The following is a 24,303-nucleotide window of genomic DNA, read 5'->3' as shown; positions in this document are numbered from 1 at the left end:
TATGATTGAGTTTGATTCCCAAAAGCAGCAGTTTCACCTATACAACGACCAGATCAGCTACGTGATGGAGGTCCTGCCGGGCGGTTACCTGGTGCATGTCTATTCCGGCAAGCGGATTCGCCGCTTCGCCCAAAGCCAGCCCTACCCGCACGACGGGCGGTCGAGCTTCTCGCCGAACGTCCCGGACAAGCGCCTGCAGGGCTTCACGCTGGACCTGTGGCCGCAGGAGTACCCGGGCGACGGCGCCGGCGACTACCGCGAAACCGCCTTTGAGTTCACCTACGCAGACGGCACCAACGCGACCACGTTGACCTACGACCACCACGAGATTGTCGCCGGCAAGCCCCGCCTGACCGGGCTGCCGGCCACCTACGTCGAAGACGACAGCGAGGCGCAGACGCTCAACATCACGCTCAAGGACGCGCTGCGCCACGTCGCCGTGGTTTTGAGCTACACCATCTACGCCGACCGCAACGTCGTGACCCGCACCGCCCGAGTCGAAAACGAGGGCGACACGCTGATTCGGCTCAACAAGGTGATGTCTGGGTGCTTCGACTTCACGGATTCGGATTACGACATGATCCAGCTGCCCGGCGCCTGGGCCAACGAGAAGCAGCTGCGCCGCGACCACCTGGCCGCCGGCATCCACGTGCTGGACAGCAAGCGCGGCGCAAGCTCCGTCGCCCAGCAGCCGTTCATCGCGCTGTGTAGCCCCAACACCGACGAGTTCCAAGGCGAGGTTCACGCCTTTCACTTCGTCTACTCCGGCAACTTCCGCATCGCCGCGGAGGTCGACGCCTTCGATCAGACCCGGGTGTTGGCCGGCATCAACCCCTACGAGTTCGAGTGGCAGCTGGAACCAGGCACCAGCTTCCAGGCCCCGGAGCTGGTCTACGTCTACTCCGACAAGGGGTTGAACGGCATGTCCAACACCTTCCACCACCTGTACCGCGAGCGGCTGGCCCATGGGCAGTACCGCGACGCCCAGCGCCCGATTCTGGCCAACAACTGGGAGACCACGTACTTCAACTTCAACGAGGACAAACTGGTCGACCTGATCGACAACGCCCACAAGCTGGGCGTCGAGCTCTTCGTGCTGGACGACGGCTGGTTCAAAAAGCGCAACTCGGACACCACGTCGCTTGGCGACTGGCAGGTCGATCGCGACAAGCTGCCGCAGGGGCTGGCCGGGGTCGCCAAGGCCGCGGTCGACCGCGGGATGCAGTTTGGTCTGTGGTTTGAACCCGAGATGATTTCCGAGGACTCCGACTTGTTTCGGGCCCATCCCGACTGGCACGTTCACGTCGCCGGCTACCCGAGCTCGCGCGGTCGCAACCAGCTGGTGCTGGACTTCTCGCGGCCGGAGGTGCGAGAAGAAATCTTCCGCCAGATGGCCGCGATTCTCGATGAGCTGCCGATCACCTACGTCAAGTGGGACTTCAACCGCAACCTGACCGAGGTCGCCTCGGTCGGCCGCGCCGCGGCGCATCAAAAGGAAACCGCGCATCGCTACATCCTGGGTCTGTACGATTTTTTGGAGAAGCTGACCGCCCGTTACCCGCAGATTCTCTTTGAGAACTGTTCGGGCGGCGCCGGGCGCTTCGACCCGGCGATGTGCTACTACATGCCGCAAAGCTGGGCCTCCGACAACACCGACGCGATCGCGCGGCTGAAGATTCAGTACGGCACCAGCCTCTTGTACCCGGCGTCGATGATCTGCGCCCATGTCTCCGAGTCGCCCAACCAGCAGGTCGGGCGCATCACGGACCTCTCGACGCGCTTTGCCACCGCGGCCTCGGGCAACCTGGGCATCATGCTGGACCTGGGGCAAAAAGACCGCACCGACCTGCCGGAGGTGGCGGCCGGCATCAAGTTCTATAAGGCCCACCGCCAGCTGATCCAGTTTGGTGACTTCTACCGGCTGCTCAGCCCGTACGAGACCAACGATTGCGCCTGGATGTTCGTCAGCCCGGACCGCAAAGACGCGCTGCTGTTCTTCTTCCAGATTCTCAACAGCGCCAGCCGGCCGCACGTCAAGCTGCGGTTGTGCGGCCTGGATCCGGCCGCGACCTACGAGATCGACGGCCAACAGCTGCCGGGCGATGAGCTGATGAACTACGGCCTGTTCATCGACGCCGGCATCAACCACGATTTTCAGGCGCGGGTCTTAACCCTGCACCAAGTCAACTAAGGGCGGCAAGCGTCGCACAACGCCTGGGGGCAACCCCGGGCGTTCGGGCGTTGGGCCAAGAGACATTGGAGGAATGAACATGACCAACTTATTGCTGCATTACAATCACCCGGCGCTGCAGTGGGAGGAAAGCCTGCCGCTGGGCAACGGGAGCCTCGGCGCGATGGTCTGGGGGACGGTCGGCCGCGAAGTGATCGGCCTCAACGAGGAGACGCTATGGTCCGGCTACCCGCGTGACAAGAACAACCCGCAGGCCTTCGCTCACCTGCAAGAGGTGCGGCAGCTGATTTTTGACCAGCAGTACGAAAAGGCCGAGGCCGTGATCGCCCAGTCGCTGCTGGGCGAAAACAACGAGTCCTACCTGCCGCTGGGCAACCTGATCATCGACGGGCTCAACCAAAGCATCGTGACCAACTACCACCGCAGCCTGGACCTTGCGACCGCGGTGGCCAGCGTCGATTACGACATGGGCGGGGCCCACCTGCACCGCGAGGCCTTCGTCAGCCATCCGGCCCAGGCGCTGATCATTCGCCTGCAGGGGCCGCAGTCCTTCCAGCTCAAGTTCGAATCCGAGCTGGCCGTGACCGTGGAGGCGGCAGGGGATACGCTGAGCTTGAGCGGCCAGTGCCCGGAACACGTGGATCCCGAGTACCACTGGGAGGCCCCACAGGCCGTGATCCAAGGCACCCGCGGCATTCGCTTCACCGGTGCGGTGAAGATTCTCGCCACCGATGGCCGGGTCAACGCCTATCATGGCACCTTGGACGTCCACGACAGCCACGACACGGTGATCGCGGTGTCTTGCGTTCGCGAGCCCGTGCTTGACGGCGATTACGCCGCCTTGAAGGCCCAACACATCGCCGATTACCAGCGGCTGTTCGGCCGCGTTGAGCTGAGCCTTGACGCCACCGCCGACGAAACCGCGCCGACCGACGTGCGGCTGGCGCGGGTGCGTGACGGTGCGACCGACCTCGGGTTGGTCAGCCTGTATTTCCAGTACGGGCGCTACCTGCTGATCGCCTCGGCCAGAGAAGACAGCGCCTTGCCGCCGACGCTTCAGGGCATCTGGAACTGGCAGCTGCGGGCCCCTTGGAGCAGCAACTGGACGGTCAACATCAACTTGCAGATGAACTACTGGCTGGCCCATGTCGCCAACCTCGAGGAGGCCTTCCCGCCGTACCTGCGCCTGATGCGCAAAGTCGTGACGGCAGGGCAAAAAACCGCGGCGATCAACTACCACGCCAAGGGTTTTGTCGTTCATCACAACGTCGATGCCTGGGGCAGCACCAACCCGGTCGGCATCAACTTCGGCGACCAAACAGCCAGCGGCATCGCCGTGTGGTGGTCGATGTGGCCGATGGGCGGCGCGTGGCTGGCCAGCGAGCTGTTCCAAGAGTACCGCTACACCAAGGACCAGGCCTACCTGAAGGAGACGGTCTACCCGATTTTGCGTGAGGCGATGCTTTTCCTGAACGACTGGCTGGTCGACCGCGGCGACGGCACCTACACCACTTGCCCGTCGAGCTCGCCTGAAAACCAGTTCATCACGCCGCGCGGCAACTTCGCCGGCATGACCGAAAGCGTCGCGCTGGACCGCGAGCTGGTTCGCAGCACCTTCCGCGACTTCAGCCGCACCTGCGAGATCTTGGCGATCGACGACCCGCTGATCGCCGAGTTTGCCGCCAAGCTCGCGCATTACCCGGACGTTGAGGTCGGCGAAGACGGCCGCCTGCTGGAGTGGAACCGCGCCTTCCCGGAGCGGGAACCCGGCCACCGGCACATGACGCCGGTGTGGGGCCTGTTCCCAGGCGACCTGTTCAGCAAGCGCCCGGACCTGCAGGAGGCCTGCCGCAAGCTGATCGAACACCGCCTGGCCAACTTGGAGGTCAAGGACCAGATCGGCTGGAGCTGTGCCTGGCTAATCAGCCTGTTCGCGGTGCTGGGCGACGGCGACCGAGCCGGCGCCTTCGTGCAGCGGCTGCTTCAGGGGTCGACGTTGAACAACCTGTGGGACTCTTGCCCACCGTTTCAGATTGACGGCAACTTCGGCGGCACCGCCGGCATCGCCAATATGCTGGTGCAAGACCGCGAAGACGGGCTGAAAATCCTCCCGGCGCTGCCGGCGGCCTGGGCCAACGGCCACGTGTCCGGGCTGCGCCTGACCGGTGGCCGCACCATCGACATCACTTGGGCCAACCACCAGCTGGTCGACTACCAGATTCACGAGGCGCCGATCACGGCCGACGGTGGCGCCGCAATCGCCGCTGGCGCGGCTGGGACCACCGGGAACGCGGCCGACACCGCTGGCACCGCTGTGAACGCCGCCGGCGCGGCCGCTGCCCCAAGCACCACCGGGGCCGCTGCCAAGAGCGACGCCGCAGCCACCGGGGAGGCGCCGCAATGACGCCGCGGGTGCTTTTGCTCGGCGATTCGATTCGCATGGGCTACCAAGACGTGGTCAAGGACGAGCTGGCCGGCAAGGCCGACGTCGTGGCCCCGGTCGACAACGGCCGCGACACCACCTACACGCTGTATCAGGCCAACCAGCTGCTGGCTGGGGACGGGGATTTTGACGTGATCCACTGGAACAACGGCTACTGGGACATGAACATCGAGCCGCCGCTTGAGACCCCGCTGCGACCGCTGCCCGAGTACGGCTACCAGCTGGACCGGCTGGCCGAGCTACTGTTGGCGCATTGCCACACGCTGCTGTTCGCCACCAGCCTGCCGATCGAACGCAGCGGGGCGGCGGTTGACAACACCGGCACCGGCGCCGAGATTCACTACGACAACGAGTGGGTGGTCGCCTACAATCGGGCGGCCAAGACGGTGATGGCCGCGCGAGGGGTGGCCATCGACGACCTGTACCAGGTGGCGCTTGCCGGCCCTCATTTTTACAAGGGGGCCGACCACCTGCACCTGACCGCTGCCGGCAACCGGGTGGTCGGGCAGGCGGTGGCCGCGGCCATCGCCGCGGCGCTGTGACGCACACGCCAAGGAGGCAATCATGAAGCTAATGGAACAAACCCCGGCGACGCGCTTTGAAGACGCGCATCTGCTGGGCAACGGGTCGCTTGGCGCCACGGTATACGGCGACCCGGTGCATGACGACGTGTTGATCAACCACGACACGCTGTGGTCCGGAGAAGAACACGACACGTTCAACCCCGAGACCCGGGCCCATTTTGAAGAGGCGCGGCGGCTGACTTTGGCCGGCCAGTTCCGCGCGGCCAACGACCTGATCAACGACCACATGGTGGGGTGTTGGAGTGCGGCCTACCTGCCGCTGGCCCATGTCCACCTGACGCTGGGCAACACTAGCAATTGGCGCGACGCCGAGCAAAAGCGCCGGCTGGCCGGCGAACGGCCGGTCACCGACTACCGCCGCGAGCTGGACCTCGACTCCGCGGTCGCCACGGTCAGCTTCGAGCAGGCCGGCCAGCCGTTCACCCGCACCTACTGGGTCTCCCACCCCGACAACGTGGTCGGGATTCGCTACCAGAGCCCGGCGCCGTTCGACCTGTCGGTGGCGCTTGACTCGCCGCTGCGCCACGAAGGCCGCCACCTGAGTGTGGGTACTGTGGCGGTCACCGGCCGGGCCCCGGATCAAGTCGAGTCGTACTGGCCGCAGTACTCGCCGCGCATGGTCTACGAGGCCGACAGTCACGCGCTGCGCTTCTGCGCGGTGGCCACGGTGGCTGACACCGACGGCACCCTGACGCAAGACGCGGTTCGCACCTATGTTCACGGCGCCACCTACGTCGAGGTGCTGGTCAGCGCGACCACCAATTACGCCGGCTTCCAACAACCGCGCGACTTGGCCGTGCAGCCGCTGGTCGAGGCCGCCCAGGCGGTGGTGGCCCAAGCCGCCACCCACGACTGGGCGGCTTTGACCGCCCGGCACGTCGCCGATTACCGCCAGCTGGCCGACCGCTTCGGCCTGCGGGTGGCCGGGCCCAGCACCGACATCTGGCCGACCAGCAAGCGCCTGGCCGCCTTCGCCACCATGGACGACCCGAGCCTCTCCGCCTTGGTGATGCAATACGCGCGTTACCTGATGATTGCAAGCTCGCGGCCGGGCAGCCAGGCGATGAACCTGCAGGGCATCTGGAACGCCAACCCGTGTCCGATGTGGGCGTCCAATTACACCACCAACATCAACGTGCAGATGTGCTATTGGATCGCCGAAAACCTCAACCTCGCCGAGTGTCACGAGCCCTTGATGGCGATGCTGCAGGAGTTGGCCGTGACCGGCCACCGGGCGGCTTTGCATTTGATCGACTCCGATGGCTGGATGGTCTGGCACAACACGGACCTGTGGCGGATGGCCGACGTCGCCGGCGAGGACGCCTCTTGGGCGTGGTGGCCGACCGCCGGGCTGTGGCTGACCCAGCACATCTGGACGCACTACACCTACAGCCAAGACCGCGCCTTTTTGGCCAAAATGATGCCGGTCTTGACCGGGGCGATGCAGTTCGTCTGCGACTTCGTGGTGTGGGACGACGCGCTTGGCGCCTACGTCACGGCGCCGTCCCTGTCGCCGGAAAACAAGTTCGTGCTGCCGGGCCACACGGTGCGTGACAACGCCGAAGACCTCGAGCAGATCCGCCAGACCAGCCGCTTCTCGCCGGACCACCCGGCGCTGGCCGCGGTGTCCAAAATTTCGACCATGGACCTCAGCTTGATTCGCGAGCTGATTGCCGACTACCAGGCGGCCTGCCGCGTTTTGGGTCAAGCCGAGCTGCCTGCGGTCGCGACCGTTGCGGCGCATCTGCCGGCCTTTCAGATTGGGCGCTACGGCCAGCTGCAGGAGTGGGAGCAAGACTTCGCCGAATGTACCCCGGGGATGGGGCATGTATCCCACCTGGTCGGGGCCTACCCCGGCAACGTCTTGACCGCCGACCCCAAGCTGATGGCCGCGGCCAAGGCGGCGCTGGACCGCCGCCAGCGTAACGGCGCGGCGACCGGCCAGTGGCCGAGTGCTTGGAACCTGTGTCTGAACGCGCGGTTCAAGGACCTCACGGCCTGCTACCTCAACGAGGCCTCGCTGCATGCCGGGCTTGGCGCCAACTTCTTCACCGCAGAGACGCTGCAGATCGACGCGGTGATGGGCTGGGCCGCCGGGCTGGCCGAGATGCTTTTGCAGGGCCACCGCGGCGTCGACGAGCTGCTGCCGGTGCTGTTGCCCAGCTGGCGAGACGGCGATTGCCACGGCCTGCGTTCGCCTGCCGGCATCGACTACGCGCTGGTGTGGCGCAACGGCGAGCTGACCCAAGCGACGTTGGTGGCCACGCGCGACGTCACCCGCACCGTGGTTTACCAAGGCGCGACGCTTGAGGTGACGCTTGCGCCCGGCGAGCACAAGACGCTGGCGTATGATGCAGCGACCAAGACGCTGCAGGAGGTGGCCGATGCTTAAGCCAGAGGCCAACAAGGCGCGAACGGTGCTGAGCCTGCCTTCCGTCTGGGACTTTCAGCTGGCCGGTGAGACCTTCGATTCGGCCTGGGTTCGCCACCCGCTGCCGGACCCGACGCCGATGGCGGTGCCGGGTTCGTACAACAGCCAAAAAGCGCAGGCGGCCTACCGCGATCACTACGGCTGGGCGGTTTATCAGACCCGCCTGACGGTGCCTAGCGCGTTGGGCGACCAGCGGGTGTGGCTGCGCTTCGGCGGCGTCACGCACCGGGCACAGGTCTTCTTGAACGGCGAGCTGCTCGGGGAGCACCGCGGCGGGTTCTTGCCCTTCGAGTTCGAGCTCACCGCGCGGCTGCCGCTGCCGGAAGGGGCGCTGTTGACCGTGGCGGTGGACAACCGCATCGACTTCACGACGCTGCCGGTGGGCACCAGCCCGGCGGAGGCTCAGGCGGCCTACCAGCCGTCCGGGGTGCCGAGCATCGACGTCGCCGAGGCACGGCGAGCCCCGTTCAACCGGCCGAACTTCGACTTTTTCAACTTCGCCGGGATTCACCGGCCGGTCTGCCTGTACACCACGCCCAAGACCTACATTCAAGACGTCGCCGTGACGCCGGCGCTTGACGGTACCACCGGGCTTTTGCGCTACTCGGTCACCACCAGTGGCGCGACTGCGGTCAGCGTGACGGTGCAAGACCAGGCCGGCGTGATCTGCGCCAAGGCGACGGGGCCCAACGGGGTGTTGCGCCTGCCCAACGCCCACCTCTGGGCCCCGGGCAAGCCCTACCTGTACCAGGTGACCGTGACGGCCGAAGCCGACCGCTACCAGCTGGCCGTTGGGGTTCGCACCGTCCAAGTCAGCGGCACCAAGCTCTTGATCAACGGCGAGCCCTTTTACTTCAAGGGCTTTGGCAAGCACGAGGACGCGGCGGTTCACGGCCGCGGTCAAGACGACTGCCAAAACGTGCTGGACGTCGACTTGATTCGCTGGCTGAACGCCAACTCCTTTCGCACCAGCCACTACCCCTACGCCGAGGCGATGTACGACCTGTGCGACCGCGAAGGCATCGTGATCATCGACGAGGTGCCGGCGGTGGGGCTTGGGTGGAGCCAAGACGGCCAGGCCTACCGCGACCCGGCCATCTACGCCAACCACGCCCGGACGCTGCAGGACATGATCGCTCGCGATAAGAACCACCCGAGCGTCGTGATGTGGTCCTTGGCCAACGAGGCGGCGCTGGATCAACACCCAACGCTCGCCCGGGATTATTTTCACCGCCTGTACGAGCTCGCACATGTCAGCGACCCGGCGAGCCGGCCGGTGACCGGCGTCAGCTACCCCAACGACTACGAAAAGGACCTGACCACTCGCACGATGGACGTGGTCTGCCTGAACCGCTATTACGGCTGGTACAACCTGTCCGGCGACCTGGATGCGGCCTGCGACGCGCTGGCCGTCGAGCTCGACTGGTGGGCGGCCCAGCACAAGCCGGTGATGCTGACGGAGTACGGCGCCGACACGATTGCCGGGCTGCACAACGTCGTGCCGGGGATGTTCGACGAGGAGTTTCAAGTCGAGTACTACCGGCACATCAACGCGGTGCTGGACCGCTACCCGTTCGTGATCGGCGAGCAGGTCTGGAATTTCGCGGATTTCGCCACGATTCAAGGCACCCTGCGCGTCGACGGCAACAAGAAGGGCCTGTTCACCCGCGACCGCCGGCCCAAGATGGCGGCGCATTACGTCAAGGACCGCTGGGCGACCGTGCCGGACTTCGGGTACAAGCGCTAGGCGACCACAAAAGCAGCCTGGCTCCGCGACTAGATTGCGGAACCGGGCTGCTTTTTGAATACAATCAGTTCTCGGCTTTGGCGGCCAGGTGCATGAACGGCAGGTAGAGCAAGGCGCCGATTGGCAACAGCACCAGTTGCAAGGCGGCGGCTCGCCAGTCGCCGCCGGTGGCCAGAAAGCCGCTGAGGACCGGCGGGGTGATCCACGGCAGCGCGATCATCGTCGGGGCGATCCAGCCGGCCGCGGTCGCCGCGTAGGCCACCAGGCCGTTGACCACCGGCACCAACAGGAAGGGGATGGTCATCACGCGGTTTTGGACGATCGGGTAGCCGAAGATGATCGGCTCGTTGATTTCAAAAATCCCAGCCGGCAGCGCGACTTGGCCGAGCTCGCGCAACCGCGGCTTTCGGGCGACCAAGGTGGCCAAGACCAGCGCCAGGGTGGCGCCGCTGCCGCCCAGTTGGGTGAAGCTGACCTGCCAGGCGGTGGTCACCGTGTGGGCCAACGGCTGGCCGTTGGCCCAAGCCGCGAGGTTCTCCGCCAGCGCAATCGTGATGAACGGCTCCGTCAAGGTGCCGGAGATCACGCCTTGGTGAATGCCGCGGGTGTAAACCAGGTTGGCGAAGCTGTACAAGAGCAGGTAGCCGCCGATGCTGGTGGTGACCCACAGAAGCGGCCGGTCCAGCCAGGTCAGCCCCAGCTGCCACCAGGTGGTGCCGGCCACCTGCCAGGTCAGCAGGCTGACCCCGGCGGTCGCTAGCACCGTCACCAACGGCGCAATCAGCCCCTGCAAGAAAGCCAGCGCGTTGGGTGGCACGGCGCCGGCCGGCAGCTCAAGCCGGGTCGCGGCCAGGCTTGAGCCGTGGTTGAGCAGGCCGAACACCAGCCCGGCGGCGATGCCGGTCAAAATGCCCAGCCCGGTCTGCGCCGGGGCGGCCAGCTGGTTGAGGTAGGCCAGACCGAAGGCGGCGACGGCACTCATCAAGGCGTCCTCGTGCCAGGTCTCCGCCAGGCTTTTGGCGGCCAAGGCGGCGGCCAGCGGCCCGGTCAGGCCTAGCAGCTTGGCGACGCCCAGGTGCAGCGGGGCGGTCAGCGCGGTGGCGGCCCCCAGCGCGTTGAGCCCAAGGACTGCCAGCACCAAGACGCTCAGCGTCAGCGTAATCGGGTTCAGCGGCCAGGTCGCGCTGCGAAAGGCCTGGGGCAGCGGGTGGTGGTCCAGCCAGCCGGAGAAGGCGACCACCCGGCCCTCCAGACTGCGGTCAGTCATGACGCGCGGTGCCATCCGCCGGCTCAGCGTTCTCGCCCGGCTGCGCGGCGCCACCAACGGCCGCCTCAGTAGCAGTTAAATCCGATAAATCGGCGCCGCCAACGGCTGCTTCGGCCGCAGTCAGATCCGAAAGGTCAGCGCCGTTGGTCGCGATCACCCGCTTGAACCAGGCGTAGCTCTTCTTGGGGCTGCGGCTGAGGTCGCGCAGGTCGTGGTTGGTGCGGTTGACGTAGACCAGCCCGTAGCGCTTGCGCATGTCGCCTTGGGAGCTGAGGATGTCGATCAGGCCCCAGCCCAGGTAGCCGATGATCGGGATGCCCTCGTACTGCATCGCGTCTTTCATCGCCTGAATGTGGGCGCGGTGGTAGACCACGCGGTAGTCGTCTTGAATCGGGTGCTGGCCGTCCCATTCCTCGATCACGCCGATGCCGTTTTCGATGGGGAAGACGGGCAGGTGGGTCTTGCTGTAAATCTGGTCGATGCAGTAGCGGAAGCCGAGCGGGTCGATCTGCCAGTGCCACTCGGCGGTCGCCTTGAGGTAGGGGTTGGCCTCGGTGCCGACGTCGTGGTACTGATACACCGGCATGTCCGGCGTGATTTTGTCGCCGTTCAAGACGTTGGAGTAGTAGTAGCTAAAGGCGATGTAGTCGCTTCTCAGGTGGGAGAGTTCCTCGAGGTCGCCGGGCTGGAAGACGTCGTCGATGCCGAACTGGCGCATCTCGGCCAGTACCTCGTTGGAGTAGGTCCCGGTCGAAAACAGCTGCAGTAGGTTCTGGTTCAAAAACTCATCCTGCTTCCGGGCGACGAAGGCGTCGTGCGGCTTGGCAGTCGCCGGGTAGTAGAGCATGTAGGCCAGCATTCCGCCGATCTGCGCCTGCTTGTAGGTCGCGTGAAGGTAGTTGGCCAGCCTTGCGTGGGCCATCATGATGTGGTGCTCGATGAAGTACAGCTGATGCACGTTGTAGTCGCCGTCGAGGTCGCCGGCGGCCCCGAACGCGCCCATGTGGTAGAGGTTTTGCTCGTTGAAGGTCAGCCAGTACTTCACCTTGCCCGCGAAGCGGTCCATCATCTCCTTGCCGAACCGCACGAAGGCGTCCATCACGTGGCGGTCGGCGAAGCCGTGGTAGGCCTGGGCGAGGTGCAGCGGCATGTCGAAGTGGTACAGGCAGACCATCGGCTGAATGCCCCGGGCCAGCAGGTCGTCGATGAAGCGGTCGTAAAAGGCGATGCCGGCCTCGTTGAAGTCCCCGTCGCCGTCCGGGCAGACGCGGCTCCAGGAGATCTGGAACCGGTAGCAGGTCATGCCGAGGTCCTTCATATAGTCGAAGTACTCGCGGTAGCGGTGGTAGCTGTCGGTCGCGACCTTCCAGTCGGACTGATGCTCGCTTGATGGTCGAATGTCATATACGGACGGGCCCTTGCCGTCTTCGTTCCAGGCGCCTTCGGTCTGCATGCTCGACACCGAGTTGCCCCACAGAAATCCCTTTGGAAGTTCAGTCATCTTGTCATTCCTCCTGCGTATGATTGCTGAATACCCTTTCATCATAGCGGCATAACGGGTAGAATAGAAGTGTTGAATGTGCTGTGGACATGGCAAAATGTACTGAGAAAGGCAGGCGAGTCGGATGGTCAAGCTGCGACCGGACGAGCTTTTTTTCAAGGCCTACGCCGCCACGCAGATGGATCTGAACTTCGACTTCTGCGGCCTGGCGCATGGGCCCAACGCGACGTCTAACGGGCAGATGCTCAAGGGCAACGCGGTGATTCATTACGTGCTGCGCGGCAAGGGCAGCTTCGCTTGCAACGGCCGCACCGTCGCGCTGGGGCCGGGCGACTGCTTCCTGCTGCCGCCCAACGTGCCGACCGCCTACTGGCCCGATGCCGCCACGCCTTGGGAATATTTTTGGCTGGGAATGAGCGGCACCAAGGTTACCTCGTACCTGGGCCGCAGCGCGTTGACCACCGCCAATTACCTGCACTGCGACCCCGACTCGCAGTTCGTCAAGCAGCTGCATGCCTTGATGGCGCTGGCCCAGGCGCCGGCCGATGCCGACCACGACCTGCTGCTCACCGGCGAGCTCTACCGCCTGCTGTACTGGCTGGCCCGGGAACACCCGCAGCAAGCGACGCCGCTGCCGCGCCAGGCGCGTTACCTGCGCCAGGCCCAGGCGTTCCTCGAGGCCAACTACGACCGGCCGCTGAGCGTGGTCGACGTCGCCGCTCACCTGAACCTGTCGCGCGGCTACTTGTACCGGCTGTTCAAGGACGGCATCGGCGTGTCGCCGCAGCAGTACCTGGTCGGCCTCAGGTTGCAAAAAGGGGCCGACCTGCTGGCTCGCACGCGCTTTCCCGTGCAGCAGATCGCCCAGGCGGTCGGCTACGTCGACCCGCTGGCCTTTTCCCGCAGCTTCACCCGGGCGTTCGGGCAAGCCCCCACGCAATACCGCGCCAAACGCGCGTCCAAGGAGAATAACGATGAAATATAAGCAGTTTGTAGCGAACCACCAAGGCGGCTGGGCCGCCTTGGTCTGCGTCTTAGTGTATCTGGTGTTCACGATCGCCGGTGGCCTCTTGGGCTACGGGCTGGGCGAGACCATCTGGGCGGCGACCTTGGCCGAGGTGGTGGCGCTTTTGGCGCTGGGCCTGTTCAACTGGCTGACGCTGCGCGTGAGCTGGCGGCTGGCGCCTCACGCCGGCCGCACGGCGGCGCTGGTCAGCCTGCCGGCGCTGGGCGTCGCGGTGATCCTGGCGGCGACCACGCGCTGGGGGGCGGTGCAGCAAACCGCGGCGGTGGCGGCCGGTACCGTCTTGTACAGCCTGGTCGGGGCCGCCTTGCGCGAGGGGCTGTTTCGCGGGTTGCTTTTGCCCAGCATGCTGCGCCGCGACCGGCTGTGGTACGCGGTGTTGATCGGCGGCATCGTCGAGGCCTGCATGACGCTTGTGATGTCTTTGACTGGGATGTCCGGCTACGCCATCTTGGCCCAGGGGGTCGCGGCGTTGGCCTTCAGCTTCGTCTACGCGGCCTTATACCTGAAAACCGGCAGCCTGCTGTGGGGCATCGGCCTGCATGCGGTGGTCGACGTGGCGACCACCTTCAACGCGGCCGGCGGCGGTCCGCAGTCGGGGACGCTGTACGGCGTGATGCTGGCGCTTGACCTGCTCGTCGCCGCCGCGGCCTGGGTGGTGCTCTTGAGGACCCAAAAGGCCGCGGCGCTGGCGGCACTGGGGCTGTCGGAGGACTGACTGGAAGCAACTGGCGTAATACGACTAAAACGGCACAGAGACCGCCAAAGAGGCGGCTGTGCCGTTTTTGATTGGGTCACACAAAAAGGCCCCGCATGTCTGCGGGGCCAGGCGTGTGGCCGAGGGGGCTCGGTCGCACGTGGTGTTTGAAGGTTAGGCGGCGGTGAGGTGGCTCACCGCCGGCCGGTGGTCGCGCCTGGTACACAGGCGCAACGGGAATTTCAACTCACGCACTTGGCGTGGTTACGCCTGGGTCTTGCCCTCAGCGGCCAGCTGCTTGCGGTAGGCTGCTTCTTCCGGCGCGTTGCAGTAGACGAAGTGGCCTGGCAGCAGCTCGACGAACTTCGGCTTGTCGGTTTCGTAGTGGTGCTGGCTTGGATCGTAGACGATCGGCTTGATGTGCCGGGCAATCTGCGGATCCGGCACCGGCACGGCCGACAGCAGCGACTGCGTGTAAGGGTGGATCGGGTGGCGGAACAGCTCTTCGGTCTCCGCCAGCTCCACGATGCGGCCGGAGCGGATAACGGCGATGCGATCGGAGATGAAGCGAACGACGGAGAGGTCGTGGGCGATGAAGAGGTAGGTCAGCTGGGATTCACGCTGGAACTTCTTCAAGAGGTTCAAGACCTGGGCACGAATCGAGACGTCCAGGGCCGAAATCGGCTCGTCGGCGACAACCAAGTCGGGCTTCATGATCAGGGCCCGGGCGATGCCGATGCGCTGACGCTGGCCGCCCGAGAATTCGTGCGGGTAGCGGTACAGCTGCTCCGGCAGCAGCCCGACTTCCTCGAGCATGGTGCGGACCTTGTTGATGCGGTCTTCTTCGTTCTCGAACAGGCCGTAGTTGTACAGGCCCTCGGAGATGATGTAATCGACCGTCGCGCGTTCGTTCAAGGAGGCGGTTGGGTCTTGGAAAATCATCTGGATCTTGCGTTCCAGTTCGTGCTTGGCCTTGCCCTTCAGGCCGCCGTTGATCTGCTGGCCCTCGAAGGTGATGGTGCCGTTGCTGGTCGGGTTGATGCCCAGAACCGCGCGGCCGATGGTGGTTTTACCGGAGCCGGATTCACCGACAAGCGAGAACGTTTCGCCCTTGTAGATGTCGAAGTTGACATCCTGGACGGCGACGAACTTGCCGAAGGTGATCTCCAGGTCACGGAGCGATAGGAGAACTTCTTTTTCAGTCGTCAACGTGCTCACCCTTCCCATAAGTCGTGTTTGCCAAAAGCTTCTCGTGCAGGTTCTGAATCAGTTCCGGCTTTTCAACCTTGGGCGCCCGGGGATCCAGGAGCCAGGTCTTGGCGTAGTGCGTGTCGGAGACCTTGAACATCGGCGGGTCGGCCTTGAAGTCGACCGCCATCGCCCATGGGTCGCGCGGCGCGAAGGCGTCGCCCACGATGTCTTTGTACAGTGACGGTGGGGTACCCGGAATGGAGTAGAGTTGACCGCCGCGGGTCGCAAGTTGCGGCAGTGAAGAGAGGAGACTCCATGTGTACGGGTGCTTCGGGTCATAGAAAATTTCGTCGCAGGTGCCGACTTCGATGATGCGCCCGGAGTACATCACGGCGATGCGATCCGCGATCGAGGCGACAACGCCGAGGTCGTGGGTGATGAAAATCGTCGTGAACTTGTATTCCGCCTGCAGCTCGCGGATCAGCTCCAGGATCTGGGCTTGAATCGTCACGTCAAGCGCGGTGGTCGGCTCGTCGCAGATTAGGATGTCCGGGTGGCAGGCCAGGGCGACCGCGATGACGATGCGCTGGCGCATGCCGCCGGAGTACTCGAACGGGTACTCGTCGTAGCGGTTCTTGGCGTTCGGGATGCCGACCTTGTCCATCAGGTCGATGGCCATGGTCTTGGCTTCCTTCTTGCCCTTGCCCTGGTGCTTGATGATGACTTCGGAAATCTGGGAGCCGATCGTCTTGATCGGGTCCAGCGAGGTCATCGGGTCCTGGAAAATCGTGGCGATCTGCTTGCCGCGGATGCCTTCCCAGTCCTTGTCCTTCTTCAGGGTTTCCAGGTGCTTGCCGCGGTAGTCGATGGTGCCACCGACGATGTCACCGTTGCCTTCCAGCATCCCGGTGAAGGTCTTGGTGAACACGGACTTGCCGGAGCCGGACTCGCCAACGAGGGCGAAGATTTCGCCTTCGTGCAGCTCCATGGAAACATGGTGGATCGCTTTGAGAATCTTGCCGCGAACCTTGAAGTTCACGGACACGTCGTCAACTTTGAGAATTACGTCGTCTGCCATAGTATTACCTCCCTAGTAAATTTTGACTGCAAAGCTTAACGGTGCGTCCGTGGATCGGATGCGTCGGCCAGGTTCTGACCAACCACGTAAAGCGAAATGGTGATCAAAGCCAAAACCAGAACCGGCAGCCAGAACAGGTAAGGGTAGCTGGTGATGTATGGCGCGTAATCGGAAATCAGACGGCCCAACGACGGCACGTTTTGGCTCAGCCCAACGCCTAAGAAGGACAGGAACACTTCGTAGGAGATGAAGCCAGGCAGCGTGGTCGACGCGTTGGTCACGACAACCGAGGTCAGGTAAGGCAGGATGTTGCGGAAAATCATCCGCACGGTCGGGGTCCCGAGGGTCCGGGAGGCGATGTTGTACTCACGGTCACGCATGATCATGACCTGAACACGGATGAAGTAGGCGGTCCCAATCCAGCTGGTGACGGTCATGGCGAAGATCAGGTTCCAGAAGCCGGAGCCGAAGGTGTAAGACAGCACGATGACGATCAAAAGGCTTGGGACGTTGCTGATCACGTTGTAGACTTCCAGCATGATCCGGTCGACCCGCTTGGAAACACCCCAGATGGCGCCGACCAAAACGCCGATGACCATGGTGATCAAGGTACTGATGACCCCGATGGAAATCGAGGTGCGAGCCCCGGCCCAGATGGCGTCAAACAGCGACTTACCATCCTTGTCGGTCCCGAACCAGTACTGCATGGACGGCCACTTGAAGCGGCGGGACAGGTCGTTCACGCCGGTCACGTCGGTCAGGCTGTAGCCGGAAAACATCGGCTGGATGAAGGACATGAGCAGCACGACAACCATGACAACCAGGACGATGATGGTGATCTTATTGGAGAAGAATTGGCGGCCAACCGAGCGCCAGTACGAGTACTTCGGCGTGTCGATTTTTTCGCTTGCCTCTTCATCCAGCTTGACCAGCTTGAAATCGGAATCTTTGATCTCTGGATTTTCCATCACTAATCATCTCCTGACGTTGTAAGTTTGATGCGTGGATCGACGACGACCATCAGCAGGTCACCCAGCAGGACGGACAGCACCCCGATGGTCGTGAAGATGAAGACCAAGGCGATGACGACCGTGTTGTTGTGGGCGAGAATCGAGGTCGGCAGCATTTTACCCATCCCGGGCATCGCGAAGACTTGCTCGGTGATGGTGGCGCCGCCGATCAGGCCGATGATCGAGCCTGGAATCCCGTTGACAATCGGAATCGACGCGTTCTTGAAAATGTGCTTGCGGTAGATTTCGCCTTCGTTCAGGCCCTTGGCCCGGGCGAAGTTGACGTAATCGGACTGCTGCTGGTCGATCATGTAACGACGGAACCAGATGACCAACCCGGAGACCCCGAGCAACCCGAGGATGACGGACGGCAGAATCCAGGAGCGGATGTCACCGGCGCCGTAAGTCGGGAACAGGCCCGGCAGACCGAAGCCGTTGGCCCCGACGTAGCGGAACGCGAAGATGAAGGCCAAGGAAGGAATCGCGATGAAGGCGGTGACGATGGCGGTACCGATGCGGTCGAACAGGCGGCCCTTGTAACGCGCCATCAAAATGGCCATTGGAATGGCGATCAGGTACTGGATGACCAGCGCAATCATGCCGGCGCGGAACGAGGTGCCGATCATCGACGGGTCGCTCATGGTCGAGGTGGTGCTGGTGTAATCATCCTTGAAGCGGTCGTAGGTCATTTCGTCGCGCTGACTCTTCTTCTGGTAGGCACGGGTGTAGACGTTGTTGGACAGGTTCAAGGTCTGGCCGTTGAGCTTGTACTGCTTGGCCACGGTCTGGCCCTGACCACCACCGATGACCTGGCTGACCTGGTTGCCGGCGTAGGTCGGGTAGGAGATCCCGAGGTCGAACTTCAGGAAGTTCTGGTGAATGTACGGGAACTTGTCGTTGAAGTAGATCTGGTAGCGGTACTTGGTGCCGGAGCCGACCAGAGCCCAGCCGACCAGCGGATCCTTTTGAATCTTCAGGTAGCGCTTGAGGCCGGGGTTGGACTTGTCGTGAATCGCCCAAGGCGTGTCAATCTGGATCAGGCGGCCGTAGAAGCGGCCGAGACGCTCAAAGATCGACAGCTCGCGCGTGGCGTAGTAGTCCTTGCTGCGCTTGAAGCGCTGGATGGTGTAGCCCGTCTTCTTGGCCCAGGCATCGAACAGCGCCTTGTTGGCGGCGGTGTGGGCGGTGGTGGCGGTCTTCTTATCGTCCTTCTTCACTGCGGCGATCAAAGACTTGGTGTCCTTGTACTCGATATAGTTCATCTTCTGGAACGCATTGTTCTGGTAGTCGACGTACTTATCGGGGGTCGCAAGCAGCTTGCGGATGTTCGGGTCGTCCTTGAGCACATCGCTTCGGGGAACCAGTGAGTAAATGATGATGTACGAAAGCGTGGTCACCAAGAAGATACTCACAAGCGAGCGCAGGATCCGGAAAAACAGATATTTCTTCATATAAAGTCCTCTCTCTCTTTTTCAGAAGAAAAAGGGCTGGTCACCCGAAAGTGCCAACCCTTCAACGCACTTCTAAGTTCTCATTATACTACCCTTGAACTTAGTTTTGGTTTTCCTTTGCGATTTCCGTACGCTTTGCTTGCCATGCGGCTTTCGCCTTGTTGAATTGCTTGGTCGTAACGGTCTTCTTTTGAAGCTTCATGAACTTGAAGGTTGGGGCAACGGAACCGCTCCAGCTGTAAGCACGGGTGTAAGGCACGACCTTCGTGACAGATGGGGTACCACCATCGGAAACCAGCGGAATCTGAACGGCGGAGTCGTTGAACGTTGCTTCGGCCTTAGCGAAGGCTTCGTAACGGGCGTTGACGTCATCCGTGATGGCCTCAGCCTTTTCGAGCTGGGTCTCAAGCTTGTCCAGACCAACCGTCTTTTCGACAGACTTGGTCTCGGCGTTCGCGTTGCCTGAGGATTCGGCATCCAGGCCCAGGGTGATCAGAGAAGAACCGGTGGATGGCTTGTAGACATCCAGGTAGGTCGATGGGTCTTGGTAGTCAGGAGACCAGCCGGAAGCGGTGGACAGGTCGAAGTCGGAAGCCTTGCCGGCGGTTGCGGCGTAGGTTGCGGCGTTGTACTTGTCGAGGTTCAGCATCTGAACGTCAACGACGACGTTCTTCTTGCCGAGGGACGCTTCGATGGATTCCTTGATGGACTTCGCGGAGTTGACCAGACCTGAAGAGGTCTCAAGTGTTGGGTAGTCCAAGTGGATTGGCAGGCTGACCTTGGAGCCGAGTTCCTTGATCGCCTTGGCGAAGTAGGTCTTGGCCTTAGAAGCGTTGTAGGTCGAGTTGTTACCATCGGTGTAGTCGATGTCGCCGAAGGCTTCCTTGTTCAGGGCCTTGGTGTCGGCGGAAACGACATCGCCGTAAGCCTTACCGTCCACGTTGACGAAGTTGTAAGGGGTCCAGGTGTTACGCAGGGCCTTGGTGGCCGCAGCCTTACCGTTGGTCTGCGCGTTGTAGGCGCCCTTGTCGATCGCGAACTGCACGGCGAGACGGAAGTTCTTGTTCAAGATCGCAGCCTTGGTTGCGGACTTTTGAGCGCTGGTCGTCTTGCTGGTGTCGTGGTAGGACTTGCGGTTCAGGTTGAACGTCATGTTGTAGGTCGCGGCACCTTGGTCGGACCACACGATGTTGTTGCCGTCTTGCTTTTGAACCGTCTTGTAAGATGGGTTAGCAGGGTAGACACGGGCGGTACTGAATTCGCCCTTCTTGAAGGACTTGTACAGACCATCCGGATCGGAGCCGTCGTTGAAGGTCAACTTAACGTCTTGAACGTGAACGTTCTTCTTGTCCCAGTAGTTCGGGTTAGCCTTGAATTCGATGACGGACTTCGCGGTGAAGTTCTTCAGGATGTAAGCCCCGTTGTACAGGATGGCGTCGGCGGAAGCCTTCCCGAAGTTCTTGCCCTGTTGCTTCAGGAACTTCGCGTAGACTGGGTACATAACACCGTACGTGGTCTTGGATGGGAAGTAGGATTCAGCCTGGTTCAAGGTGTATTGAACGGTGTACTTGTCAACGGCCTTGACGCCGACATCGTCGAAGTTCTTGTCCTTGCCGGAGATGTAGTCGGCCAGACCCTTGATGGAGTCTTGAACGACGTACAGGGTTTCGGACTTGCCGTCAACCGCGTGCTTCAGGCCGGTGACAAAGTCTTGGGCGGTCACGTCGGCAACCGTGTTGCCTTCGCTGTCGGACCACTTAGCACCCTTGCGCAGGTGGAAGGTGTAGGTCTTGCCGTCCTTGGAGACGTCGTAGGACTTCGCCAAGGCGCCTTCGAGTTCGCCGTACTGGTTGGTCTCAAGAAGGCCATCTTCCCAGTTTTGCAGCTGATCGGAGTTCGTCGCACGAGAGGTGATCGTGTAGTCGAACGTGTCCGGGTCGGTAGAGTAAACGTACTTATAAGTTGTAGGTGCGGCCGACTTCTTCGCGGAGTCACCGTTACTGCTCTTGCCCCCACATGCTGCCAGTGCTACTGCACATACAAGACCGACAGCGAGCAGTCCAGATTTCTTTTTAGTATCCAAATTGCAAACCTCCAAACAATTTTTTGACTTGGCATTGATTGCCGGGTCATTTAAGAATTGTTCAAATTATAAGTCCATGAGAATTTGGTGTCAACTGAATCTGCGAAGAAATTTCAAATAATTTTCTCATATGCCGCCAAATGGGCATTCCTGGGGCAAAGTTTTTTTCCGAGTTTGACGAAATTGTGACCATCCACACACAAATTCTTATTTGTGTTCTCCAGCCGCGGACAATTGTTCAACCGTGGCGAGACGGTGGCCGGGGAAAATTAAGTTTCTTAGCAAGTGCTTAGGAAAAAACGGTGAGAAGGCGAGGCCCAAAAAAGGCACCGCCTCGCTGAGAGGCAGTGCCTGGGTGTGGTTGTGTCGCGTGGCGCCCTTATTCGGCCGCGGTCTCGCTGGCCACCGGGGCTTCTGCCGCGTCGTCCGGCGCGAACGTCGGCAGCCCGGCCAGCAGGTGGAACTTGCGCATCGCGGCCATCGCGGCCAGCACCAGTCCAATCAGGATGACGCCGGTACCGGCCATCAGCCAAAAGGCGGCGACGTGGTCGAACAACACGCCGTAAAGCAGCGTCCCAAGCGGCATCAGCATCATCGACAGCGCGGATTGCAGCGAGAACACGCGGCCCTGCATGTTGGCGGGAATCAGCTGCTGCATGTAGGTGCTGAGCGGTGTGTTGACGAACACCAGCAGGATGCCTTGCAGGGCGTTCAGCACCAGGTAAAACCCGGTGTTGACGCCGCTGCCCCAGCCGGTCAACGTCGGCAGCCCGAGAACCCCCATCAGAAGCGACAGGCCGAGCAAAAAGGCGTAGGAAACGTAGATGGGATGGTGACGCAGCGTGATCTGCGACAGCAGCAGGCCCCCGAGAAACATTCCGACGGCAAAGGCCGAGTCCGTCCAGCCGTACTGCGTGTTGGACAGGTGCAGCGTGTGAACCAAGACGTAAGGCAGCCCGACGTTGAGGGCGGCGAAGAAGAAGTTGATGGCGGCGCCGGTCGCCGTCAGCAGCAGGAAAATCGGCCGGTCGAGCAGGAAGCGGAACCCTTCGGCGAAGTTGCGCCAGAGGCTGGGCTTGACGGGGGCAGCCGGGGCCGTGGCGGTGGCGTCGGTCGCTGGCTCGGTGGTCGTCGCCGGCTGCGTGGTGGCAAGCGCTGCGGCCGCCGGTTCGGTCGTGCTTGGCTCAGCAGGGGCGTTTGCGGCTGTCGCGGCGGTGGCGGTGGTTTCCGACTGAGTGGTGGTGGCGGTTTCCGCGGCGGTCGCGGCTTCACCGGCGGTCGCCGGTACCGCGTGGAAGTTCAGGGTCAGGATGCCGACCAAGGCAATCAGCTCGAAGCCGACTTCGATCAAGGCGAAGCTGCCGATGGCCACCAGCGTGTAGACCAACGCGCCGATCACCGGGGCCAGGAAGCTGGCCAGGGACTGCAACGACTGGTTCAGCGAGTTGACGTTTTGCAGGTCCGTTTTGGCGAAAAGCTGCACCAGGCTGGCGGTCAGGGTGGTGCTCAGGAAGCTGTCGGTGATCTGCAGCAGCACGATCAAGGCGATCAGCTCCTGGTAGTAGGCGGCCGGCCACAGGGCGAAGGCGGCGGCAAAGGCGATCAGCCCGAGGGTGGTCCCCAGCTGCGCCAGAACCATGATCGCGCGGTGGTTCTTGGTGTCGACGATGTAGCCCAGCAAAGGCGTCAGGCACAGCGACACCAGGGGGCCGGTGATCAGGCTGATGCCCATGCCCAGCGCCGAGCCGGTGCGTTGGAGAATGTAAAGGCCGATGGCGAACGACAGCATCCCCGAGCCGAAGGTGCCGGCGAAGCGGATGATCAGAATCTTGATGGTTTGTGCAGATAACTTGCGCATGATTGCCTCCTGCGGTGCGATTTTTGGGTAAAAAAAACACACCCCACCCCATGTGAGGTGTGTCCTTACTTTTAATTAGATGTAATGGATCGTGACGTCGCCGATTTTGAAGTCGCCGGTCAGGTAAACCGTCGGGCCGGTGCCGGTCGGCGTCACGCCCTTCTCCTCCAAGTCGCCGATGAAGGCGTTGAGGTGGGACTCGATGCGCCAGTCGCGCGGCACGTACAGGGTGACGTCGCCCATGGAGCCTTGAATGTCGATGGTCGCCTGCTCGGCCGTGATCTTGGCCTCGTCGAAGTAAACCTTGGCGTCGCCCATGGAGACGCGGATGCTGGCGTGTTCGAAGTGGTCGGATTGGATGTACCGCACCGCGCTGCCCATGCGAACGTTGACGTCGACCTGGTCGTCGTGCGTGGTGGTGGTGCTGTCGGTGAAGCGGTGGTCGTCGCCGATTTCGATTTTGCGGCCGCCCTTGGAGACGAAGGTGAAGCTCGGGTGGCGCTTCTTGTGCAGCGGCGCCAGGATCAAGGACAGCCCGATGCTGAGCAGGGTGGCCCCACCCAAAAGCGTCCAAGGCACCAGGGGTTCAATGCCCAACGGCTTGGCCCAGACCATGCCGAGAAAGGCCAGGGCGAACACGACCACCGGGGCGGAAAGGTCGAAGAGGCCCTTCAAGGCGGCGGCGCCTAAAATCAGGCTCAACAACCACGGCCAAAAGCCGATAGAAAAGCTCAGCCAGCCCATTTTGCTGGCGACCAGGACCCCGGCGCTGGTCAGGAAGAACAGGCCCCAAAACAGGCGGCTCAAACTGGTTTTGACGTTCATCACGCATTCCTCATTTCATCTAGGCGTTCTAACAGTTGCTTGGCGTTGCGGCGGGAGGCGAAGACCTGCTTGTGCGAGCGGTGAAACGACACCTCGCAGTTGGAAATCGAGCGGTTGACCGCGGCGACCTGCTTCAGGTTCACCACCGTCGACTTGGCGACCTGCAGGAAGCTGTGCGGCAGCTCGTCCAACGTCTCACGCAGCGTTTTTTTGCTGGTGTAAATCTCGTCGGTGGTGTGAATTTGCAACTGCCTTGATTCGGTTTCGATAAACAGCACGTCTTTCAGCGGCAGGTAGTACTCGGTGCCGCGCTTGTAGCAGGCGATGGTCGCGGGTTGCGGCGCCAGCAGCTCCTGGAGACGCGCCACGGCCGGGTCGTCGGGACGGCCGTGGATGACCACGGTGACGTCCGTTGCGGCGGGATCCGGAACAAACTGAATTTTCATGGCGAGCCTCCTTTCGTGAGAGGGCAAAAAAGCGCGGGTTTAGCGGGACGCCTAGCCTAGCTGTGGCACTTGGGCCTGAGAACTTGGCCCGAGGGCCGCGGCGTAGCTAGGTGATCCCGCGTTGCGCTTTGAAGCCCGTTTGGTGAGAGGGTAAAGCCGAGCGGTTAGCCGACCGGCTAGCGCGGGGCGGGGCAATGGGCCCGAACTTGGCCCAATGCCCCGCCCAAGCTGGACGCGCCGGCGATGCCCGGCGGCGCCCGTGTGGTGAGCGGGCAAAGCGGCGCGAACTTAGCGGGTCGGGTAGCTTAGCACTGGCGCTAGGGCGGCCCTAGATAGAAAGAACGGCGCGACGCGAACCCAGTTCGGCGGTGCGGTCTGCGATTTGCGGTCACCGCTGAGCCAAGAGAGAGGGGGTGGCTCAGAGGCGGCCGCAAGTCGCAGGTCGGCGCCTGTTCAATGCTCAGTCTAGCAGAGAG

The 24,303-nt window shown here is 62.5% G+C and carries 17 protein-coding genes; 7 read left to right on the top strand and 10 right to left on the bottom strand.

What is annotated here, in order from left to right; genetic code table 11:
- Position 1 precedes the first annotated feature (1 nt).
- The 5 genes from ACYVRZ_RS05255 to uidA all read left to right on the top strand — a co-directional run bounded on the left by ACYVRZ_RS05255 (position 2) and on the right by uidA (position 9,396).
- Positions 2 to 2,191 (top strand): alpha-galactosidase, encoded by a 2,190-nt coding sequence (locus tag ACYVRZ_RS05255; RefSeq protein ID WP_461225451.1) that lies wholly within the window; start codon positions 2 to 4, stop codon positions 2,189 to 2,191.
- Between the two features lie 79 nt (positions 2,192 to 2,270).
- On the top strand, positions 2,271 to 4,595 hold the full coding sequence (locus ACYVRZ_RS05250; protein WP_461225450.1) for a glycoside hydrolase family 95 protein: 2,325 nt from the start codon (positions 2,271 to 2,273) through the stop codon (positions 4,593 to 4,595).
- Positions 4,592 to 5,176 carry a hypothetical protein gene (locus tag ACYVRZ_RS05245; protein ID WP_461225448.1) on the top strand — a complete coding sequence of 195 codons (585 nt, stop codon included), beginning with the start codon at positions 4,592 to 4,594 and terminating at the stop codon, positions 5,174 to 5,176. Before ACYVRZ_RS05250 ends, ACYVRZ_RS05245 begins: the two co-directional genes overlap by 4 nt.
- Positions 5,177 to 5,198: 22 nt before the next feature.
- The gene (locus tag ACYVRZ_RS05240) at positions 5,199 to 7,610 is read left to right on the top strand and encodes a glycoside hydrolase family 95 protein (RefSeq protein ID WP_461225447.1); all 2,412 of its coding nucleotides are present in this window, start codon (positions 5,199 to 5,201) and stop codon (positions 7,608 to 7,610) included.
- Complete coding sequence (gene uidA, locus ACYVRZ_RS05235) at positions 7,603 to 9,396, top strand: beta-glucuronidase (RefSeq protein ID WP_461225445.1); 1,794 nt, start codon at positions 7,603 to 7,605, stop codon at positions 9,394 to 9,396. Before ACYVRZ_RS05240 ends, uidA begins: the two co-directional genes overlap by 8 nt.
- A 64-nt stretch (positions 9,397 to 9,460) precedes the next feature.
- On the opposite strand, the gene ACYVRZ_RS05230 is transcribed toward uidA, so the two are convergent.
- Both ACYVRZ_RS05230 and ACYVRZ_RS05225 read right to left on the bottom strand, forming a co-directional pair.
- Positions 9,461 to 10,663 (bottom strand): PTS transporter subunit EIIC, encoded by a 1,203-nt coding sequence (locus ACYVRZ_RS05230; RefSeq protein ID WP_461225443.1) that lies wholly within the window; start codon positions 10,661 to 10,663, stop codon positions 9,461 to 9,463.
- Entirely contained in the window at positions 10,656 to 12,164 is a 1,509-nt protein-coding gene (locus tag ACYVRZ_RS05225) for a glycoside hydrolase family 1 protein (RefSeq protein WP_461225441.1), read from the bottom strand. The genes ACYVRZ_RS05230 and ACYVRZ_RS05225 overlap by 8 nt, the downstream gene beginning before the upstream one ends.
- Before the next feature lie 124 nt (positions 12,165 to 12,288).
- Here ACYVRZ_RS05225 and ACYVRZ_RS05220 point away from each other — a divergent pair, with 124 nt between their 5' ends.
- Positions 12,289 to 13,149: an AraC family transcriptional regulator gene (locus ACYVRZ_RS05220; protein WP_461225439.1), complete on the top strand. Its 861-nt coding sequence runs from the start codon at positions 12,289 to 12,291 to the stop codon at positions 13,147 to 13,149.
- Positions 13,139 to 13,906 carry a CPBP family intramembrane glutamic endopeptidase gene (locus ACYVRZ_RS05215; RefSeq protein ID WP_461225437.1) on the top strand — a complete coding sequence of 256 codons (768 nt, stop codon included), beginning with the start codon at positions 13,139 to 13,141 and terminating at the stop codon, positions 13,904 to 13,906. The genes ACYVRZ_RS05220 and ACYVRZ_RS05215 overlap by 11 nt, the downstream gene beginning before the upstream one ends.
- 243 nt (positions 13,907 to 14,149) lie before the next feature.
- Here ACYVRZ_RS05215 and ACYVRZ_RS05210 read toward each other — a convergent pair whose 3' ends face one another.
- The 8 genes from ACYVRZ_RS05210 to ACYVRZ_RS05175 all read right to left on the bottom strand — a co-directional run bounded on the left by ACYVRZ_RS05210 (position 14,150) and on the right by ACYVRZ_RS05175 (position 23,827).
- Complete coding sequence (locus ACYVRZ_RS05210) at positions 14,150 to 15,112, bottom strand: ATP-binding cassette domain-containing protein (protein ID WP_461225435.1); 963 nt, start codon at positions 15,110 to 15,112, stop codon at positions 14,150 to 14,152.
- On the bottom strand, positions 15,084 to 16,154 hold the full coding sequence (locus ACYVRZ_RS05205; RefSeq protein ID WP_461225433.1) for an ABC transporter ATP-binding protein: 1,071 nt from the start codon (positions 16,152 to 16,154) through the stop codon (positions 15,084 to 15,086). Before ACYVRZ_RS05205 ends, ACYVRZ_RS05210 begins: the two co-directional genes overlap by 29 nt.
- Positions 16,155 to 16,189: 35 nt before the next feature.
- Positions 16,190 to 17,122, bottom strand: coding sequence for an oligopeptide ABC transporter permease OppC (oppC, locus tag ACYVRZ_RS05200; protein ID WP_461225432.1), 933 nt, complete (start codon positions 17,120 to 17,122; stop codon positions 16,190 to 16,192).
- Positions 17,123 to 17,124: 2 nt separating this feature from the next.
- Positions 17,125 to 18,615 (bottom strand): ABC transporter permease, encoded by a 1,491-nt coding sequence (locus ACYVRZ_RS05195; RefSeq protein WP_461225431.1) that lies wholly within the window; start codon positions 18,613 to 18,615, stop codon positions 17,125 to 17,127.
- 100 nt (positions 18,616 to 18,715) lie between these two features.
- A complete protein-coding gene (locus ACYVRZ_RS05190; RefSeq protein ID WP_461225429.1) occupies positions 18,716 to 20,698 on the bottom strand; it encodes a peptide ABC transporter substrate-binding protein in 1,983 nt (660 codons plus the stop codon).
- Between the two features lie 379 nt (positions 20,699 to 21,077).
- Positions 21,078 to 22,556, bottom strand: a complete 1,479-nt coding sequence (locus ACYVRZ_RS05185; RefSeq protein ID WP_461225427.1) for an MFS transporter — start codon at positions 22,554 to 22,556, stop codon at positions 21,078 to 21,080.
- A gap of 75 nt (positions 22,557 to 22,631) precedes the next feature.
- On the bottom strand, positions 22,632 to 23,381 hold the full coding sequence (locus tag ACYVRZ_RS05180; protein WP_461225425.1) for a LiaF transmembrane domain-containing protein: 750 nt from the start codon (positions 23,379 to 23,381) through the stop codon (positions 22,632 to 22,634).
- Positions 23,381 to 23,827: a LytTR family DNA-binding domain-containing protein gene (locus tag ACYVRZ_RS05175; RefSeq protein ID WP_461225423.1), complete on the bottom strand. Its 447-nt coding sequence runs from the start codon at positions 23,825 to 23,827 to the stop codon at positions 23,381 to 23,383. Before ACYVRZ_RS05175 ends, ACYVRZ_RS05180 begins: the two co-directional genes overlap by 1 nt.
- Positions 23,828 to 24,303: the final 476 nt, after the last annotated feature.

The organism is Lacticaseibacillus suihuaensis, from assembly GCF_054785075.1.
This window is presented reverse-complemented; position numbering and strand designations above follow the sequence as displayed.

Coding starts and splice junctions, on each gene's coding strand:
- ACYVRZ_RS05255 (WP_461225451.1), top strand. CDS start 2: ATGATTGAGTTTGATTCCCAAAAGCAGCAGTTTCACCTATACAACGAC.
- ACYVRZ_RS05250 (WP_461225450.1), top strand. CDS start 2,271: ATGACCAACTTATTGCTGCATTACAATCACCCGGCGCTGCAGTGGGAG.
- ACYVRZ_RS05245 (WP_461225448.1), top strand. CDS start 4,592: ATGACGCCGCGGGTGCTTTTGCTCGGCGATTCGATTCGCATGGGCTAC.
- ACYVRZ_RS05240 (WP_461225447.1), top strand. CDS start 5,199: ATGAAGCTAATGGAACAAACCCCGGCGACGCGCTTTGAAGACGCGCAT.
- uidA (WP_461225445.1), top strand. CDS start 7,603: ATGCTTAAGCCAGAGGCCAACAAGGCGCGAACGGTGCTGAGCCTGCCT.
- ACYVRZ_RS05230 (WP_461225443.1), bottom strand. CDS start 10,663: ATGACTGACCGCAGTCTGGAGGGCCGGGTGGTCGCCTTCTCCGGCTGG.
- ACYVRZ_RS05225 (WP_461225441.1), bottom strand. CDS start 12,164: ATGACTGAACTTCCAAAGGGATTTCTGTGGGGCAACTCGGTGTCGAGC.
- ACYVRZ_RS05220 (WP_461225439.1), top strand. CDS start 12,289: ATGGTCAAGCTGCGACCGGACGAGCTTTTTTTCAAGGCCTACGCCGCC.
- ACYVRZ_RS05215 (WP_461225437.1), top strand. CDS start 13,139: ATGAAATATAAGCAGTTTGTAGCGAACCACCAAGGCGGCTGGGCCGCC.
- ACYVRZ_RS05210 (WP_461225435.1), bottom strand. CDS start 15,112: ATGGGAAGGGTGAGCACGTTGACGACTGAAAAAGAAGTTCTCCTATCG.
- ACYVRZ_RS05205 (WP_461225433.1), bottom strand. CDS start 16,154: ATGGCAGACGACGTAATTCTCAAAGTTGACGACGTGTCCGTGAACTTC.
- oppC (WP_461225432.1), bottom strand. CDS start 17,122: ATGGAAAATCCAGAGATCAAAGATTCCGATTTCAAGCTGGTCAAGCTG.
- ACYVRZ_RS05195 (WP_461225431.1), bottom strand. CDS start 18,615: ATGAAGAAATATCTGTTTTTCCGGATCCTGCGCTCGCTTGTGAGTATC.
- ACYVRZ_RS05185 (WP_461225427.1), bottom strand. CDS start 22,556: ATGCGCAAGTTATCTGCACAAACCATCAAGATTCTGATCATCCGCTTC.
- ACYVRZ_RS05180 (WP_461225425.1), bottom strand. CDS start 23,381: ATGAACGTCAAAACCAGTTTGAGCCGCCTGTTTTGGGGCCTGTTCTTC.
- ACYVRZ_RS05175 (WP_461225423.1), bottom strand. CDS start 23,827: ATGAAAATTCAGTTTGTTCCGGATCCCGCCGCAACGGACGTCACCGTG.